The 15,286-nt window shown below is 47.0% G+C and carries 12 protein-coding genes and 4 pseudogenes; 9 read left to right on the forward strand and 7 right to left on the reverse strand.

What is annotated here, in order from left to right:
- Positions 1–341: 341 nt before the first annotated feature.
- Positions 342–962: pseudogene (locus ACWHWP_RS24220) on the forward strand (CSS-motif domain-containing protein); the annotation flags it as partial.
- A 21-nt stretch (positions 963–983) separates the two neighbouring features.
- Positions 984–1,823, forward strand: a complete 840-nt coding sequence (locus ACWHWP_RS24225) for an EAL domain-containing protein (protein ID WP_242669377.1) — start codon at positions 984–986, stop codon at positions 1,821–1,823.
- Between the two features lie 50 nt (positions 1,824–1,873).
- On the opposite strand, the gene ACWHWP_RS24230 is transcribed toward ACWHWP_RS24225, so the two are convergent.
- The 5 genes and pseudogenes from ACWHWP_RS24230 to ACWHWP_RS24250 all read right to left on the reverse strand — a co-directional run.
- Positions 1,874–2,578: a GNAT family N-acetyltransferase gene (locus tag ACWHWP_RS24230; protein WP_045295164.1), complete on the reverse strand. Its 705-nt coding sequence runs from the start codon at positions 2,576–2,578 to the stop codon at positions 1,874–1,876.
- A gap of 424 nt (positions 2,579–3,002) precedes the next feature.
- Positions 3,003–3,959 carry a sensor domain-containing diguanylate cyclase gene (locus tag ACWHWP_RS24235; protein WP_242669370.1) on the reverse strand — a complete coding sequence of 319 codons (957 nt, stop codon included), beginning with the start codon at positions 3,957–3,959 and terminating at the stop codon, positions 3,003–3,005.
- Between the two features lie 687 nt (positions 3,960–4,646).
- Positions 4,647–5,057: a PIN domain-containing protein gene (locus tag ACWHWP_RS24240; protein ID WP_086533302.1), complete on the reverse strand. Its 411-nt coding sequence runs from the start codon at positions 5,055–5,057 to the stop codon at positions 4,647–4,649.
- Positions 5,054–5,284 (reverse strand): type II toxin-antitoxin system VapB family antitoxin, encoded by a 231-nt coding sequence (vapB, locus tag ACWHWP_RS24245; protein WP_045295158.1) that lies wholly within the window; start codon positions 5,282–5,284, stop codon positions 5,054–5,056. The genes ACWHWP_RS24240 and vapB overlap by 4 nt, the downstream gene beginning before the upstream one ends.
- Before the next feature lie 380 nt (positions 5,285–5,664).
- A pseudogene (locus ACWHWP_RS24250) lies at positions 5,665–5,755 on the reverse strand (helix-turn-helix domain-containing protein); the annotation flags it as partial.
- Between ACWHWP_RS24250 and ACWHWP_RS24255 the strand changes: the two are divergent.
- From ACWHWP_RS24255 to ACWHWP_RS24265, 3 genes and pseudogenes are all read left to right on the forward strand, one after another.
- Positions 5,733–6,020: pseudogene (locus ACWHWP_RS24255) on the forward strand (IS5/IS1182 family transposase); the annotation flags it as partial. The pseudogenes ACWHWP_RS24250 and ACWHWP_RS24255 sit on opposite strands and share 23 nt — an antisense overlap.
- Complete coding sequence (locus tag ACWHWP_RS24260; RefSeq protein ID WP_447724544.1) at positions 6,013–6,192, forward strand: hypothetical protein; 180 nt, start codon at positions 6,013–6,015, stop codon at positions 6,190–6,192. The pseudogene ACWHWP_RS24255 and the gene ACWHWP_RS24260, both read left to right, overlap by 8 nt.
- 148 nt (positions 6,193–6,340) lie before the next feature.
- Complete coding sequence (locus ACWHWP_RS24265) at positions 6,341–8,338, forward strand: BCCT family transporter (RefSeq protein WP_086533303.1); 1,998 nt, start codon at positions 6,341–6,343, stop codon at positions 8,336–8,338.
- Positions 8,339–8,742: 404 nt separating this feature from the next.
- Here the strand turns inward: ACWHWP_RS24265 and ACWHWP_RS24270 are convergent, their stop codons facing one another.
- Positions 8,743–10,272 (reverse strand): DUF4041 domain-containing protein, encoded by a 1,530-nt coding sequence (locus ACWHWP_RS24270; protein WP_086533256.1) that lies wholly within the window; start codon positions 10,270–10,272, stop codon positions 8,743–8,745.
- A gap of 1,160 nt (positions 10,273–11,432) precedes the next feature.
- Between ACWHWP_RS24270 and ACWHWP_RS24275 the strand changes: the two genes are divergently transcribed.
- The 4 genes and pseudogenes from ACWHWP_RS24275 to ACWHWP_RS24290 form a co-directional block, all read left to right on the forward strand.
- Positions 11,433–11,993 carry a hypothetical protein gene (locus tag ACWHWP_RS24275; RefSeq protein ID WP_063161593.1) on the forward strand — a complete coding sequence of 187 codons (561 nt, stop codon included), beginning with the start codon at positions 11,433–11,435 and terminating at the stop codon, positions 11,991–11,993.
- A 72-nt stretch (positions 11,994–12,065) separates the two neighbouring features.
- Positions 12,066–12,200: a hypothetical protein gene (locus tag ACWHWP_RS24280; protein ID WP_269059475.1), complete on the forward strand. Its 135-nt coding sequence runs from the start codon at positions 12,066–12,068 to the stop codon at positions 12,198–12,200.
- Between the two features lies 1 nt (position 12,201).
- Positions 12,202–12,978 carry a site-specific integrase gene (locus ACWHWP_RS24285; RefSeq protein WP_063161594.1) on the forward strand — a complete coding sequence of 259 codons (777 nt, stop codon included), beginning with the start codon at positions 12,202–12,204 and terminating at the stop codon, positions 12,976–12,978.
- 190 nt (positions 12,979–13,168) lie between these two features.
- A pseudogene (locus tag ACWHWP_RS24290) lies at positions 13,169–13,437 on the forward strand (tyrosine-type recombinase/integrase); the annotation flags it as partial.
- Between the two features lie 246 nt (positions 13,438–13,683).
- Here the strand turns inward: ACWHWP_RS24290 and ACWHWP_RS24295 are convergent.
- Positions 13,684–14,694: a RepB family plasmid replication initiator protein gene (locus ACWHWP_RS24295; RefSeq protein ID WP_086533259.1), complete on the reverse strand. Its 1,011-nt coding sequence runs from the start codon at positions 14,692–14,694 to the stop codon at positions 13,684–13,686.
- Positions 14,695–15,286: the final 592 nt, after the last annotated feature.

Consider the following 15,286-nt stretch of genomic DNA (forward strand, 5'->3'; position numbering starts at 1 on the left):
TAATTAATAAGAACATCATACCTCTGTATCATAAGATATGATTTTTAGGTGTCTGAAGAATTTATCTGCCGCTACGGTATCTCTCCATACTCTGTCACAGAGTTTCATACCTTGGTGCTGTAGAGTAAAGAAATGATAAAGAATGCCGATATCATATGATTAGTGTCAGCCAGCAGGTAAGCGTCGCTGGCGGGAAACGATATACTGGTTTCCGTGATAAAGGTTCCAGGGGGAGTTGCATGGCCAGGCGTAAGATAAAAGGATGGATCAGACCAGTAAAATGGAAGCATAACCTTTCCATTCTCATTTTCTCATTATTTTTATCTGGTTTACTCTTTTTTATGGCATCCGAGGGCGTAGCTTACCTCATTTTCCGGGATAAAATAAAAGACTACACTTCTGATGTTCTCGTTCGCGCGGAATCTCTCCTGATTCAGCTCGAGTCTGTAAGGATTGCAGCAAAGACCGGGCCGGAGAACGGCCGATGGCCCTGCTCTCATGAAAATCTTCGTCATCTGCGGGTGGTTGTCTGGCCCTACCCGCTGATTAAGGACGCAGGCTATACCACAAAAAACGGATTAATCTGTAGCGCACTGTGGGGAAGCCTGTCCACACCGTTATCCCTGGAGCGATTCGATAAAAAATGGTCTTCACGGGGAGGGCTGTGGCTCTTTGGTGTTAAACTTCAGGACGATATCTCTGCCGATGCTTATCTCTCAGAAGATGTAATGGTTATTGTCTCCCCTTTTGTGTTCAGACGATTTGAAACTGATACACATACAGTAAATTTCAGCGCAGTTGTCGGTAATCGCAAGCATGACGGGCACTACTTCAAAATTGGACCTGATGCTGCTTTTCTGGATCAGCATGATGACGTTCCTCCGAAATTCAGAGTGTTCAGAGCATGCAGCCTTCAGTATGATCTCTGTGTAGCCGGGGGGGGATACTTTACGGGGGTGCTTTCTGGACACTGGAGTATACAGATGCTGATGGCCGCAGCGTCAGTAATATCCGGGTTAATGATTTATATTATCATTATGAACCGTACAGAGCTCAACAGCTCCCTTTCCTTAAGATTCGTAAAAGCATTAAGAAATAATGGATTATCTCTTGTATATCAGCCTGTTTACAGAATTAACGGCGAAAATCTCTGCGGATTTGAGGCCCTGCTCAGATGGAAGGATGAAAGACTCGGAAATATTGGCCCTGATGTTTTTATCCCCCTTTCTGAAAAGCAAGGATTGCAGGAAGACGTGACATTATATGTTATTAACCATGCCATCCGGGAGTTCATCCATACGGCCATGCAGGAAAAGATATTTCTGAGCGTGAACATTAATGCCAGCGATCTTGATTCCGGAAAGTTCAGGGACACACTTATTGCACTAATTTCTGAATACAACATACCATCCGGAACAATCCTTCTTGAAATTACCGAGCGTCAGGGTGGTGATTTTGAGGATATGAAAGTACATATTGAAAATTATAAAAAGTATGGAGTCAGGTTTGCTATAGATGATTTTGGTACAGGATATTCTAACCTGAATATTTTTACAGCACTCGATGTTGATGAAATTAAAATAGACAAATCACTGACGGATGCTATCGGCACAGAATCGCTGAGTTACAATCTGCTTCCCGGTTTATATGAAATGTTCCGGAATATTTCTGATAAAATTGTGTTTGAAGGGGTGGAAACGCAGGAGCAGGTGAATTATCTGAAGAAGTTCTGGCCACAGAGTAGTGCTCAGGGGTGGTATTATTCCCGGGCGCTGACACTTGCAGAAGCGACAGAACTTATATGCCGACATAATACAAAATAATTTGAACAGAATTTTGTCTCTGCTGCCAGATGCTCCTGGCAGTCAGAAGATCAGGGGAGATAAAAATCACTGAGGTGTCTTATCTGTCTCCCGCGCTCATCAAAATTTTCCTTCCTGAGCCAGGCTATCAATGCATCATTTATCCCGGGCCAGTCACCGGAAGTTACAGAAAAAACGGAAATATCTTCGGAATAACCTTTTGTGATTTTTTTGTCTCTCAATATACCTTCATGAGTAAAACCCAGCCTGTTCGCTGATTTGATGGCATCCTCATTATAAATGTTTGTTCTCCATTCGCATCGTCTGTAGCCAAGTTTATTAAAAAAGAGAGACAGAACAAGGTAGATACTTTCAGTGCTTACTCTTGTTCTTTTCATTTGCGGAGTCCAGTTGACATCAGCAAGTTCAAAAACACCATTATCACAGTCAATATTATCTACAGAGAATATCCCCTTGACGAGGTTGTCATTTTTATCTGTCACTGCAAGATGAATAGAATGGCTGCATTCACTTAGTTTTTTAAAATAGTCGATGCATTGTAGTATAGATTGTGGTTTATTGTGACTGAGGTAGGTCCAGTCCCTGTCATCATCAATACTATACCATTCATGAAAAAGAGTTTCTGCATCATCTGTCCTTAATGGTCTGATCTGACACCATAACCCATTCAGTTCTATACTTTCCGGTTTTTCCCGTCTGGACCAGTTTCTGGTTTCACGACCAGTTTTCTGTCCGAACCTGTTGACAGAACCCATAATGACCTCCTGAAGGCTGTATAATGTATCGAATATAGCTTAGCACAAAGAAACACACCATATTTAGCTTCGCTAAAAGTTTATTTATTTAATGGCAGGCGCGGCAACGAAGGTAAAAGAGTCCCTGCTGCTTAATACAGATGGTGTAATTTCGTCTAAGTTATACTGATTTACATTAAATCAATATGACAGATGGTTGTATATGGCGCCGTGCGAAGGTTTTCAGCTCCATTTTTTTAAACCCTTGACGTTCACTCAAGGCAGGCAGAAGGAAATACTGAAAAATCTTCAGCCGCAGCATTCCTTCCTCAAAAAAAAGCCCGCACGGGGCGGGAAAATTTTATAATACTTCATTTTTACTGTTTTACAGGCTATTCGGGCTAACGATAACGCTGTATGACTCGACCGTCAACTCCTGACAGCATCATATTGATGATTTTTTTTTACGATACATCTCTCTGTCGGCCTGTTTCATCATAAGTGAAACAGAGTTTAGTTTGTCTTTATCAAAGACAGCCACTCCGCCAGAGAAATCAAGTCTGTAGTCTGTATGCTTTAAATTATATTTTTTTACGGATTCGTTCATCTGCGTTATAAACGTCTCACCTTCCGTTTCCGATGCTTCCGGGATGAGCACGGCAAACTCATCCCCCCCCATCCTTGCAATGAAACCATTTTCACTTACTGTGTTCTGCAGTATTTCAGAAAAATCCTTCAGGGCTCTGTTGCCTTCCGCATGCCCGTAGGTGTCGTTGATTAGCTTGAAATCATTAAGGTCTATGATGATCAGGCAAAATGTATTGTTATTCCTGAGCGATTTTCGCTGTATTTCGTCCGCTATCAGTGTGAAAGAACGTCTGTTACAGAGCCCGGTCAAGGCATCAGTCGTTGCCTGGTTGATTATCCGGAATTCGTCTTCAACAATAAAAGCAAGATCCTGCAGTAAGGAAAACTCATCAGCTGTAAATTCACGGGGTTTAGTATCAAGGATACAGATTGTTCCGGCAATTTCGCCGTCCGGCAGGTGTACGGGATAGCCTGCGTAAAAGCGGATATTGGGTTCATTAAGCACCAGACGATTATGAGAAAATGCTGGCTCACTGAGCGTATCGTTGACAACAAGCGGACGCCCGTTTTCAACCGCAACAGCACAAAAAGAATCAGTTCTCGGCGTGGATCTGATATCCAGACCACAGGCTGATTTGAACCACTGGCGATCTCGATCAACCAATGAAATCAGCGCAACAGGAACCTGGAAAAGTTTTGAGGCGATCCTTGTCAGCCTGTCAAAACGCTCCTCAGTGTTACTGTCGAGGATGCCCATGGTGTAGAGTGAATGTAATCTTTTTTCTTCTTTTCTGTCACGCATATCTTTATTCATCAGTAGAGAATCTGACGGCAGCACGGACACCGTTGCCGATAAATTGCTGAAAGGAAAGTAGCTGTTATCATATTTTATTTTTTTATACAGTCAGATAACCCTGCTTAGATTATGACTGGCTGCTCTAATCAGTTAATAACGTATAAAATCTATCTTAAGACAGAGGGCACGCCTTTTTATCATCAGCATCATGATTTGGCAATTCACTCTGTCTTTACTTTTGTAAATGTACGGGGCTGGTCTGAAAGTGCCTGATTCGGAAGGAGTTTTTTATCATTATGATCAGCCCGGCGTGACTGCTTCATCGGCAATATTCTTACCGCAACCATTTCATGATAATAAAAAACTCATGTTTTAAAATGACATAGGTTGTACATGAACGCCATAACTTCCGAAGTTCATGATACTGTGCTGTACTCTTCTTACTGATTAGTTTTCTGATAGAAAAATGAGTGAGCGAGCGACAGGTGCACTTGTCAGTATTTTTTCAGCGCTGATCCATTTGATGAGAAAACGTAATGATCAGGTTGTAATAGACAAGAGCAGCGTTATCTAAAAACCTCCCTCTCAGATGTTTTTTTATGTCTCAGGGGGACTATCTGTATCACCACTCCCGATGGTATCGCTGATACAGGGCAAGAAAAGCTCACGTCTGGCATTACGCAAGCTTTTTGCATCAGACTGCAGCTAGCGGGCCCAGTCTTCCAGCGTGAGTCCCGGCACCCGCTCAAACTCCCCCCCGTTCCTCGTCACCAGTACGGCACCGGCGGCAATGGCGTGCCCGGCGATCGCCGTGTCGTTCGGACCGATGGGCGTTCCGGCTGCAGCCAGGGACGCTTTCACTTCAGTGGTGGCCTCCACAGCAGCCCGGTCCCAGGCCAGCACGGCATCGAGACTGGCGCAGAACGCGTCGGCCAGTGCCTGCGTGGCGGGACCGGACGCTCGTGCCGCCTGTGACAGTTCGGCCCAGGTGACGGCAGAGATCACGATACGGTGGCCGCGCAGCACCGCCTGCTCCAGTCGCGCGAGCACGGCTTCCGGCTGCTCGCGCAGGATGAACGCGCAGAAACGAGTATCAAGCATATACGTCCTGTTCACTGTTCACTCCTTCCTTTGTCGCTGACAACGTCCCCGCGCTCCGCCATAAACTCCGGATCGGCCCTGCCCATCATGGCGAATGAGCTCCAGCTCGGCCGGACGGGACGAAGGATGATGCAGTTCCCTTCCCGGACGATCTCCAGCTCGCTCACTCCCTCAAAATCCAGATCGCGGGGCAGACGGATGGCGCGGTTGTTGCCGTTTTTAAATATCGATACGGTTCTCATACTTAACTCCCGAATATTTTGGATATGCATGACATTTCCGATATGAAGTTCATGCATGGGTGTGCGCACATGTTAAGTATAGGCAGCTGTTGAGTATGTGCATAGCTATGACATATGTAGATGGTGAGGATATGCGTATGCCATACCTATGCGGATGTAAGGCATGTGGATATGCATGACCTATATGTTTTCTTCTCTTTTCACCGGAGATCCGAAAACTCCCGAAGTCGGATTTGAACTGAGTAATCATATGGACAGTCAATGGAGATACGGCAGGAATGAGTTCAGGGCAAAAGGCAGGAGGGAGCGAGGAGCGGAAGTCTGTGACAATGTCTGCACCTCACTTTATAGCAGACCGTCCAGCTGTGAACTCAGGATCATTATTGCCCTGCCTTTTCCCTGAGAATGGTTTGCCGGGTGGTATTAAATTCACGCAATGGCGCTGATACTGATCCCGGAGTTAACCCGCGCAGGTTACTGGCCGGCTGAATATGCCGACAGAAATCAGGCCGTTACCCGGCAACGGCTGACGGGAAGTAATGCGTACTGGAAATGGCACACGGCTTACAACCGACATTCGGTGGCAGAAACGGCAATGTACCGTGTCAAACAGCTGTTTGGCGGGCATCTTACGTTTCGGGATTATGATGCGCAGGTTGGAGAGGCTATGGCCATGATCCGTGCCTTAAACAAAATGACGTGTGCAGGCATGCCAGAAAGTGTACGGATTGCCTGAGGAAGTCAGCGACGAGGAGCGCTTTTATCTAAATCCGATTTATTCAACAAAGCCCCGCGCACGCCGTCAGGGGGAGGTTCTGGAGCTGTCGCTCTGCGATGTCGGGGTAGTGCACGACATTGATACGCTGGCGGATCTGGCGGCGGCGGAGCAAATCCTGGCACAAGCCTGAACAGCGATTATCATTATAGGTATCGTAGAAGCGATTCAGCTTATTCTTAAGGTCATTAGGCATCACTCCTTTTCTTTTGTTAGGATCGGGCTGTGACAAAATTCATCCATCCAGGGCGAAGTGAACACACAATGGAATAAATGAGCTTATGAGTGAGAATGAAACCCCAATAAAAAAGTCTGAAAACCATATTAACAAGCCGGTGTTTTTCACCTCGGCGTTGTTAATATTTCTCCTTGTCGCCTTTGCCGCGGCTTTCCCCGATCTGGCCGATAAAAACTTCAAACTTCTGCAGAATCAAATCTTCACCAACGCCAGCTGGTTTTACATTCTGGCCGTAGCGCTGATCCTCCTGAGCGTGACGTTCCTCGGGCTGTCGCGCTACGGCGATATTAAACTTGGGCCCGACCACGCCCAACCTGATTTCAGCTATCATTCCTGGTTCGCGATGCTGTTTTCCGCCGGGATGGGGATCGGCCTAATGTTCTTCGGGGTGGCAGAACCGGTGATGCATTACCTCTCTCCGCCGGTTGGTACCCCGGAAACGGTCGAAGCCGCCAAGCAGGCCATGCGCCTGACCTTCTTCCACTGGGGACTCCATGCATGGGCGATTTACGCGATAGTGGCGTTGATACTGGCCTTCTTTAGCTATCGTCACGGCTTGCCACTGACCCTGCGTTCGGCGCTGTATCCGATTATCGGGGATCGTATTTACGGACCGATTGGCCATGCGGTCGATATCTTTGCAGTTATCGGCACCGTGCTTGGCGTGGCCACCTCCCTCGGTTATGGCGTGCTGCAGGTTAACGCCGGGCTTAATCATCTCTTCGGCGTGCCAATTAATGAAACGGTGCAGGTGATCCTGATCGTGGTCATCACTGGCCTGGCAACGATTTCGGTGGTGTCGGGACTGGATAAGGGCATTCGTATTCTGTCCGAGATCAACCTGAGCCTGGCGCTGCTGCTGCTGGTGATGGTGATGTTGCTGGGACCTACGGTTCTGCTGTTGAAATCGTTCGTTGAGAACACTGGCGGTTATCTGTCCGAAATGGTCAGTAAAACCTTTAATTTGTATGCCTACGAGCCTAAATCGAGCAACTGGTTAGGTGGCTGGACGCTGCTGTACTGGGGATGGTGGCTCTCCTGGTCACCGTTTGTCGGCATGTTTATCGCCCGCGTCTCGCGCGGCAGAACCATCCGCGAATTTGTGACCGGCGTGCTCTTCGTCCCGGCGGGTTTCACCCTGTTATGGATGACCGTCTTCGGAAACAGCGCGATTTATCTGATCATGCAGAAAGGGGCGACGGACCTCGCCAATACCGTCCAGCAGGATGTGGCCCTGGCGCTGTTTAATTTCCTTGAGCACTTCCCGTTCTCAAGCATTCTGTCGTTCATCGCCATGGCGATGGTCATCGTATTTTTTGTCACCTCGGCAGATTCCGGAGCGATGGTGGTGGATACCCTGGCCTCCGGGGGCTCCAGCAATACGCCCGTCTGGCAGCGTATTTTCTGGGCTGCACTGATGGGGCTGGTCGCCATTGCGTTGCTGCTTGCGGGCGGCCTTAGCGCCTTGCAGACGGTGACCATTGCCAGCGCCCTGCCGTTCTCGGTGATTTTGTTGATATCGATATACGGATTGCTGAAAGCATTGCGACGGGACATCACCAAGCGCGACAGCCAGAATATGACCACCATTGCACCTACCGCTGCGCGTAATCCTATTCCGTGGCAGCGCAGACTGCGCAATATCGCCCATCTGCCAAAACGTTCGTTGGTTAAACGTTTTATGGATGATGTCATTCAGCCTGCCATGACAATGGTTCAGGATGAGTTGAACAAACAGAGCACCGTAAGCCATATCAACAACAGTGGCGAAGACCGTATTCGCTTCGAAGTGGATTTAGGCAATGAGCTTAACTTCATCTACGAAGTCAGACTCCGTGGTTATGTTGCTCCTACCTTTGCGATCTCCGGGCTGGATAATGAGGAGCAGCAGGCAGAACAGCATAAATACTATCGGGCTGAAATCTACCTGAAAGAAGGCGGTCAGGATTACGATGTGATGGGCTGGAATCAGGAACAGATTATCAACGATATTCTCGACCAGTATGAAAAGCATCTTCACTTCTTACATTTGGTTCGCTAATACAAAAACACCGCCTTTCGGCGGTGTTTTTCTTTATTCTGCCGGGTTCTCCTCCTGGCGGGTATATAGGGGGCCGCTTGGAAAACGGAAAACAACCTACGTTAAGCCTGTTTTTTAAGCAGGCATGACAGGTAGCTTTGAGCGAGGAGCGGACATTAGCCTTATATCCTACCTGAACCGTTCTCTAGAAATTCTTGATAAGCGAATGATTTGGTTAAGCTGGATGCTTACATTCAAAAGAAGCAATCACGTGAGCGTGGTGCAGCAGCTTTATCGATAATAGCCTGAAAAATTCATGTTTAATCTTAATTATTATAGAAATGCTATAATTGCATAAACTAAACTACCTAGACAAACTCACTTCGACGAGTTTGTCTAGCCTTTAATATGAAATTAAAACTCCTTTAAGCCATTTCGGGGAACAACTCTTCAACTTTATGCTCTACTGCATCTGCAATTGATTTTTCTTTGTCTTTTGAATTCAAAATAGAGAGCGTACTACGATATTCAGGAGCAAGTGCATACTCCGTAAATGACGCATCAAAACCAAGTGATTTAACCTTGTTTTCAATATCTGATAAATTAATTTTAAAGAATTCCTTGCGATTATTTACCATGTTTATCCGGTGTGCGGAAAATTCATTGTGCAAGCTAGTTTCAAGTGCTGGAGCATCATCTGAGTAAATCAAGGCGTGAATATCAAATTTAAAAGGCACTGATGCAGAACCCAGTTCATTAACACGATCTTCAGGTTCAAGTCGTCTGGTTAAACCAATTTTATAGACATTCTCTCCAAACGCTCCAATATTAGAAATCACATAGACATGACCGCTTCGAGTTAACTGCGCCTGAGATTTTGCGCGCTCAGACAAAGCTCTTGCCTCTTCTACCTGGAGTTCGAGATCAGCAATTTTGGCTTCAATACGGGATTTTTCTTCAGCATTTGCCTTTTCAAGCTCTTTTCTGGCTCTTTCCATTGCCTTCTGGAAGTCTTTCTCTGCCTTTTGTTCATCGCGAATAGCTTTCTCGTATTCACGCTGTGCTTTCTCTTCCTCTCGTTGCAATTCACGTTCTTCTCTAAGGATTTCTTTCTCATCCTGAATTTTAAGTTCTTTTTCGTGGCAAAGCAGTAACTCTTCCAGCCGCAAATTCAGATAATCATAAGTGATACTTATATTCATTGATTGCCCAAATTTATTGAGTGCATCAAAAGCGCTTTCAATGCGTTTTTTAAGTTGCTCAACATTGCCTACCTTAATTTTTCCTATCGCAGCATCACACTCGCTATTGAATGCTCTTACGAGCAATTTCACATAGCGCTTGATCATTTTTTTACCTTCCGACTTACTACCATTCACCTCCCAACTAGTATTAAAGTCACAAGCAGCATCTTGTCGAATTAGACTTTTCTGCCTTTCTTTATTGTAACTAATGGCTTCCTGGAAAGCTTTGGAATCATGATAGTCGAAACGCGGTTTATATATACCATAATCAATCATATCAACAGAATCACTTACTTCTGCTAATTTTGCAGAGAGTTCCAACAAGAGTTGGCGCTTTTCATTATAAGATTTTTTTAAGTCGGTTAGCTCTTGCTCCTGAGACGCAATGAGCTCTCTCGCTATTTTTTCACGCCTCTGTATATCTGCATCTTTATCTTTAACCTCTTTATCTATCGCCTGGCGTTTTTCATTCACTTCACTATCTATTTCAGTACGCTTATCTTTCACTTCTTTATCAATAGCATTGCGACTGGACTTTTCTTCATCATCCATAGTCTTTTTCATTTTTCGTGCTTCTTCTTCAAGATCAACAATCTTGCTATAACGTAAAAGATCGATTGCATGCTTTTTCTTCAATAAAATATGTATCGCAATCATAACCACGAATAAAACAGCAAGAACACCTACCGCTATTGCTAGTCCCAGGACCATTTAAAAATCCTCTTCCCTTGTAAAAGTAAGGAAATAGTACCAAATGTTGCCATGATTATCATGGTGATATGTTCATGTTTTCTATCCTGAAAATACGAAGTACAACGAGCAGGCAACTTCCGCTCTTGGCACTAAGCTGACTTTAATGACCGGACATGAAATCGAAGGTCAGGATGTGCGGTCAGGGTGAAATTTTGAGTGTCGCTTCGTCGCTGATCAACTGACAGAGGCATTTATCCTTTTATAGCAATAATAGTGTCAATTTCATACAAACAACACAATAATAAAAATATCGCAACAATTATCTTTAATTAATGCTGATATGGCATTAATCCATTTATTTTTCTTCCTGGATCCGAAAACCCCAAGTTCCGGATCACGGCGATTTTCTGCGCAGATTTGTGAAACGAAAATTAAAAATGTGCTACACTTTAATTGGTTAGATAACTTTCATCCTCCCCGCATCAGACCGACCTGACGAGTAAATCCTGTTAATCTGTTCATCATCGCTTCCGGAAACTTTTCTACTATGGATTTTTCGTAAGTGTAGGAACGCTGTGCCCGGTAATTGCGGATGGTGACTGTTATCTGGCTATTCACTTCATGCGGGCAATGGAATGTCTCATGAGTGATAAATAAATAGAACTAATAGCCATCAAATAATAAGGAAATTTATTATGACTATAACGAAAATATGGGCATGACAGTCATGCGAGGTCTGTGACGTCCCGCAGAACATTTTTGGAACGTTGTTATGTGTATGAGTATCTGACCAGTAAACCAGGTTCAAATCCGAAAATGTGGTTCAAGGAGCATTCGCCACAATACCGCGAATTGATTTCATATAGCGGGAAGGTGATTACCATCTGGCGTTCCTCGCAGAACGTCTGGCGTGTGCGTACTGACCAAGATAATGTTGAGGACTGGGACGATTACGGGAATGAGACCGGTGATCACTTCATTGCTGACAAAGCGGCGGCCTTTCAGCTTTCATTGATATACCCATAACCTCCTGACTGTATTCTTGACCGAAGCAACACAGACACGGACGGCGGGATTTCTCAGTAAAGAAAAACGGTCAGACCGGTAAGCTGTGCGGCGGGAGTCATTCAGCGTGGGGTATTTCGCTGGAAGTATAATTTAACGTAAGGAAAAAGATTATGATTAAACGTACCGGGATGGTTGTCGTCGCCGTACTGCTAAGCGGCTGTCTGCCGAAACCGCAACCTGCTCATCTTTATCAGGAGCCATCTGCAGGTGAAAACACCGCAAAACTCAGGGTGCGTGGATTTACCGACAGCACGACGGTGTATCGCGTCGACAGCTGTGAGCAGGCCTTTTTCCTGGGCAGTCTCCGCGATCCTGACCATCCGGAACGGAACCCATCAAAGGCGTCAGACCGGGGTTACAAAAAGGCTGACGTGCCAGAAGATAACGCGCCCCTGGATTACATGGAGGTCACCCTGCCGGCCGGCCATTATATTCAGCTCCGTCCGGCCATTTTCACCACAGATCATCAGATTTGCTCCGTGATGACACCGTGGTTTAAACCGGAAAAAGGCGTGCTCTACGAGGTCCGCAGCCAGCTCACTCCCGACGGCAGCCAATGCTATGTGCGAACTTGGAAAGTGGATCAGCAGAACGGGGCGGTCACACCGGTGACAGGACCGCAGTCTATCCGGGATGTGATGACCTGTGCAAAGCATCCGGTATGGCAGTAGCGCAGCACAGCACAGCACAGCACAGCACAGCACAGCACAGCACATTTTTCCGGCAACACAGGAACATCAGGAATGGAAAATTCGTATCAGTTTGATACGGGGACGTTTGTCACCACCACGGCTGAACAGGATACCGATCTGTGCCCACAATCGGCACCGAACTGGAATATCTGCTCGCGAAGTATTTACCTGACCATGGTGACATAACATGATGCCAGCAATGCCAGGCCAGATCGGGGCCTTTTCCTCTGCTCAGCTGCCGGTGGCCATCGATTATCCGGCCGCGCTGGCACTGCGCCAGATGGCGCTCGTTCAGGACGAACTGCCGAAATACCTGCTGGCGCCGGAAGTGAGCGCCCTGCTCCACTACGTGCCCGATCTTCACCGTAAGATGCTGCTGGCCACCCTGTGGAACACCGGCGCCCGTATTAACGAAGTACTGGCCCTGACCCGGAGTGATTTTTCGCTGGCACCGCCCTACCCGTTCGTGCAGCTGGCCACGCTCAAACAAAGGACTGAAAAGGCCGCCAGAACGGCGGGCCGGGCACCCGCCGGCAGTCAGACGCACAGGCTGGTTCCGCTTTCCGATCCGCAGTATGTCAGCCAGCTGGAGATGATGGTGGCCACCCTGAAAATTCCGCTGGAGCGCCGTAATAAACGCACCGGCAGAACCGAGAAGGCACGCATCTGGGAAATCACAGACAGGACGGTCAGGACCTGGATAAATGAAGCTGTTGATGCGGCAGCCGCCGACGGGGTAACGTTCTCAGTGCCGGTGACCCCGCACACGTTCCGCCACAGCTACGCGATGCACATGCTGTACGCCGGTATTCCGCTGAAGGTGCTGCAGAGCTTAATGGGACACAAGTCAGTCAGTTCGACGGAGGTCTACACGAAGGTTTTTGCCCTTGATGTGGCGGCACAGCATCGAGTGCAATTTTCAATGGCAGGGGCTGATGCTGTTGCAATGCTGAAAATCAGATAACTGTATTTTTATAGCATTTACAGCCAGTAGTAACGAAACCCACTTGATCGATAATAAATTAATTTTGCGTTACGTGAAAACTGACAGGGTTACAGGGGGGTACCAGGTCAGAATTCACGTAGCGCATCTCCTCTCTCTTCCTCTACAACTCACCTTTTAGTTCCGAGCCTGTTCATCCTAGCATTAACCCATTTCACCAGAACGCATATCACTGTTGCCGATAGCCCATGGGGTCGACTTTGCGACCGCGGTCGCACTCAGTAGGATGGCCACCTTAACCGGTGCCCCTCTGGCGTACCTCCTCGCATCCGAAGTGAAAGCTCTGCTCTTCTATATGCCGGATCTGCGCCATTACATGATGTTCTCCACTTTCTGGAACACCGGTGTTCGGATCGGTGAATCCCGGACGCTGACTCGGAATACTTTGATCTCGACGGGCTAAGACCCTTTATGAAATTACCGGGCTCAGGACATCCGGCCTGACGCACAATATTGACTGAGTGATGAAGGGAAACATATCGCAGTGAAGATGTTCAGCAGACTGCCCGCTCTTCCACACACCGCAGTCAATATCAATATCCCGGTAGGCGTATCCGCATATCGCAGTCAAGGCAGGCAAAACCTAAATGGGATGATGAATCAGTATAAATTGACTGTGGTATGCAGAACGCATACCACAGTCAACAAACCCTAAAACGGCATACCTCAGTCATTTTCCGGTTTCACGCTGCCGAGCGCTTTTGCCAGTTTCTGAGGATCAATACCTGCAGCCTTCAGGGCTTTAATCACTTCGTCATAGTTCTGCTCAGGTACTTCCTCTTCCGGCTCACGGGGAACAACGACCTTGCTACTGATGAGTTTCGGATTACGGTAATGCACGCTAAAGTAGGTGGCCCGGCCGCGTTTGAATTCGGTGTAATCCAGATAGCCGATATCCTTCAACTGCGCCATAGCTTTGCGCACCGTGTGGTTCTGCGTGTAGATGTTAGATGTCAGGTTGAGTCTGTCTCGCATACGCTTCATGGAGATTGGGGCCGGATTCTGCGGCAGGCTTTCGATGTAGGTATAGAGTGCCTGTGCGGACTCCTTGCGCTGCAGGGCATCGATGGCCTTCAGACGCAACAAGACCCGTCTATCCATCTGATAAAGCTCAAATAGCTTGGGCTCTGCCCTGATCTCCACGACATCAGCAGTGATGTCGTAATAGGCAGACTGAACTAGGTGCGTAGTCCACCCTTTCGTTTCACTCTGAAACTTGAGGGTTACGGATGCCAGCTTGAATAGGGAGTTGCTGATCCTGTCGCGCATTTTCTTGTTAGAGCGCCGGGAGTCAAAGCCACACATTTTAACGAACTCAACAAAAGACAGCTTGAGCGTGTCATCCTTGACGCCAAAATCATACATTGAACGGATGATCCCAAGCCAGACTTTGAAGTCCGTATCCATATCGAGGCGCGATCCGGTGATCCTGACATCGGTATACCCTTCACTCCGGGCAATGGACAGCTGTACGAGCTCCTCAGTCGCATCCGTGACGTTTTTGCGGTTCGTCTTACTCCTGGAGGTCGATTTCAGTGTAGGAACGAACAGACCAAGCCTCATGAGTGCAACAGGCTGAACAGTACTGGCGCTGTTGACATCCAGCTTAACAACTTCGCCCGTTGTCTTGTTGATCTCCTGAAGATTCAGGGGTAACTCATTATTTTCCATAGCCATTTTATTAACCCGCGATTATCCACAAAGGAAAGTATATACGCATATCACAGTCAACGGAAATACATACCCCAGTTAATACAATTGCATACCGCAATAGGTGATCCTGCACACAACAGTCAACATACCACACACCACAGTTAATGAAGACAGTCTCCGGGCTCAGGCGTAGCGGGGCGCTGCACGATCCGGGGATCTCTTTTTGATCTCACCATGATCTCCTTAAGGATCAATTATTGGATCGAAATATGGAATAACTGCCAGCATCTCGTACATATGGACGACTGACGTGACACAATATGAATCCTGGTACAACAACCCGGTAATACAACACCCTGAAAGGCAATAATCTTGACTGTGATATGCAGAAAAATACATTTCATTACCCTTCTCTATTCCTGTTCTGCTTCATACCGCAGTCAATAATCTGCATACTGTAGTCAATTCCTCACCATTCAGATCCATCCGGTGGATCTTCGTTAGCTTCAGAGCGTTAGCCACACCCTGTTAGCACGCAGTAATTCCGCTTCCTCGACGCATGCGCATGCGTGCGCACGCTTTCTGCGGCGAGCGGATGATATTGACTGCAGCATGC

The sequence above is a fragment of the Enterobacter sp. WI-ESBL-E8 genome, assembly GCF_053364895.1.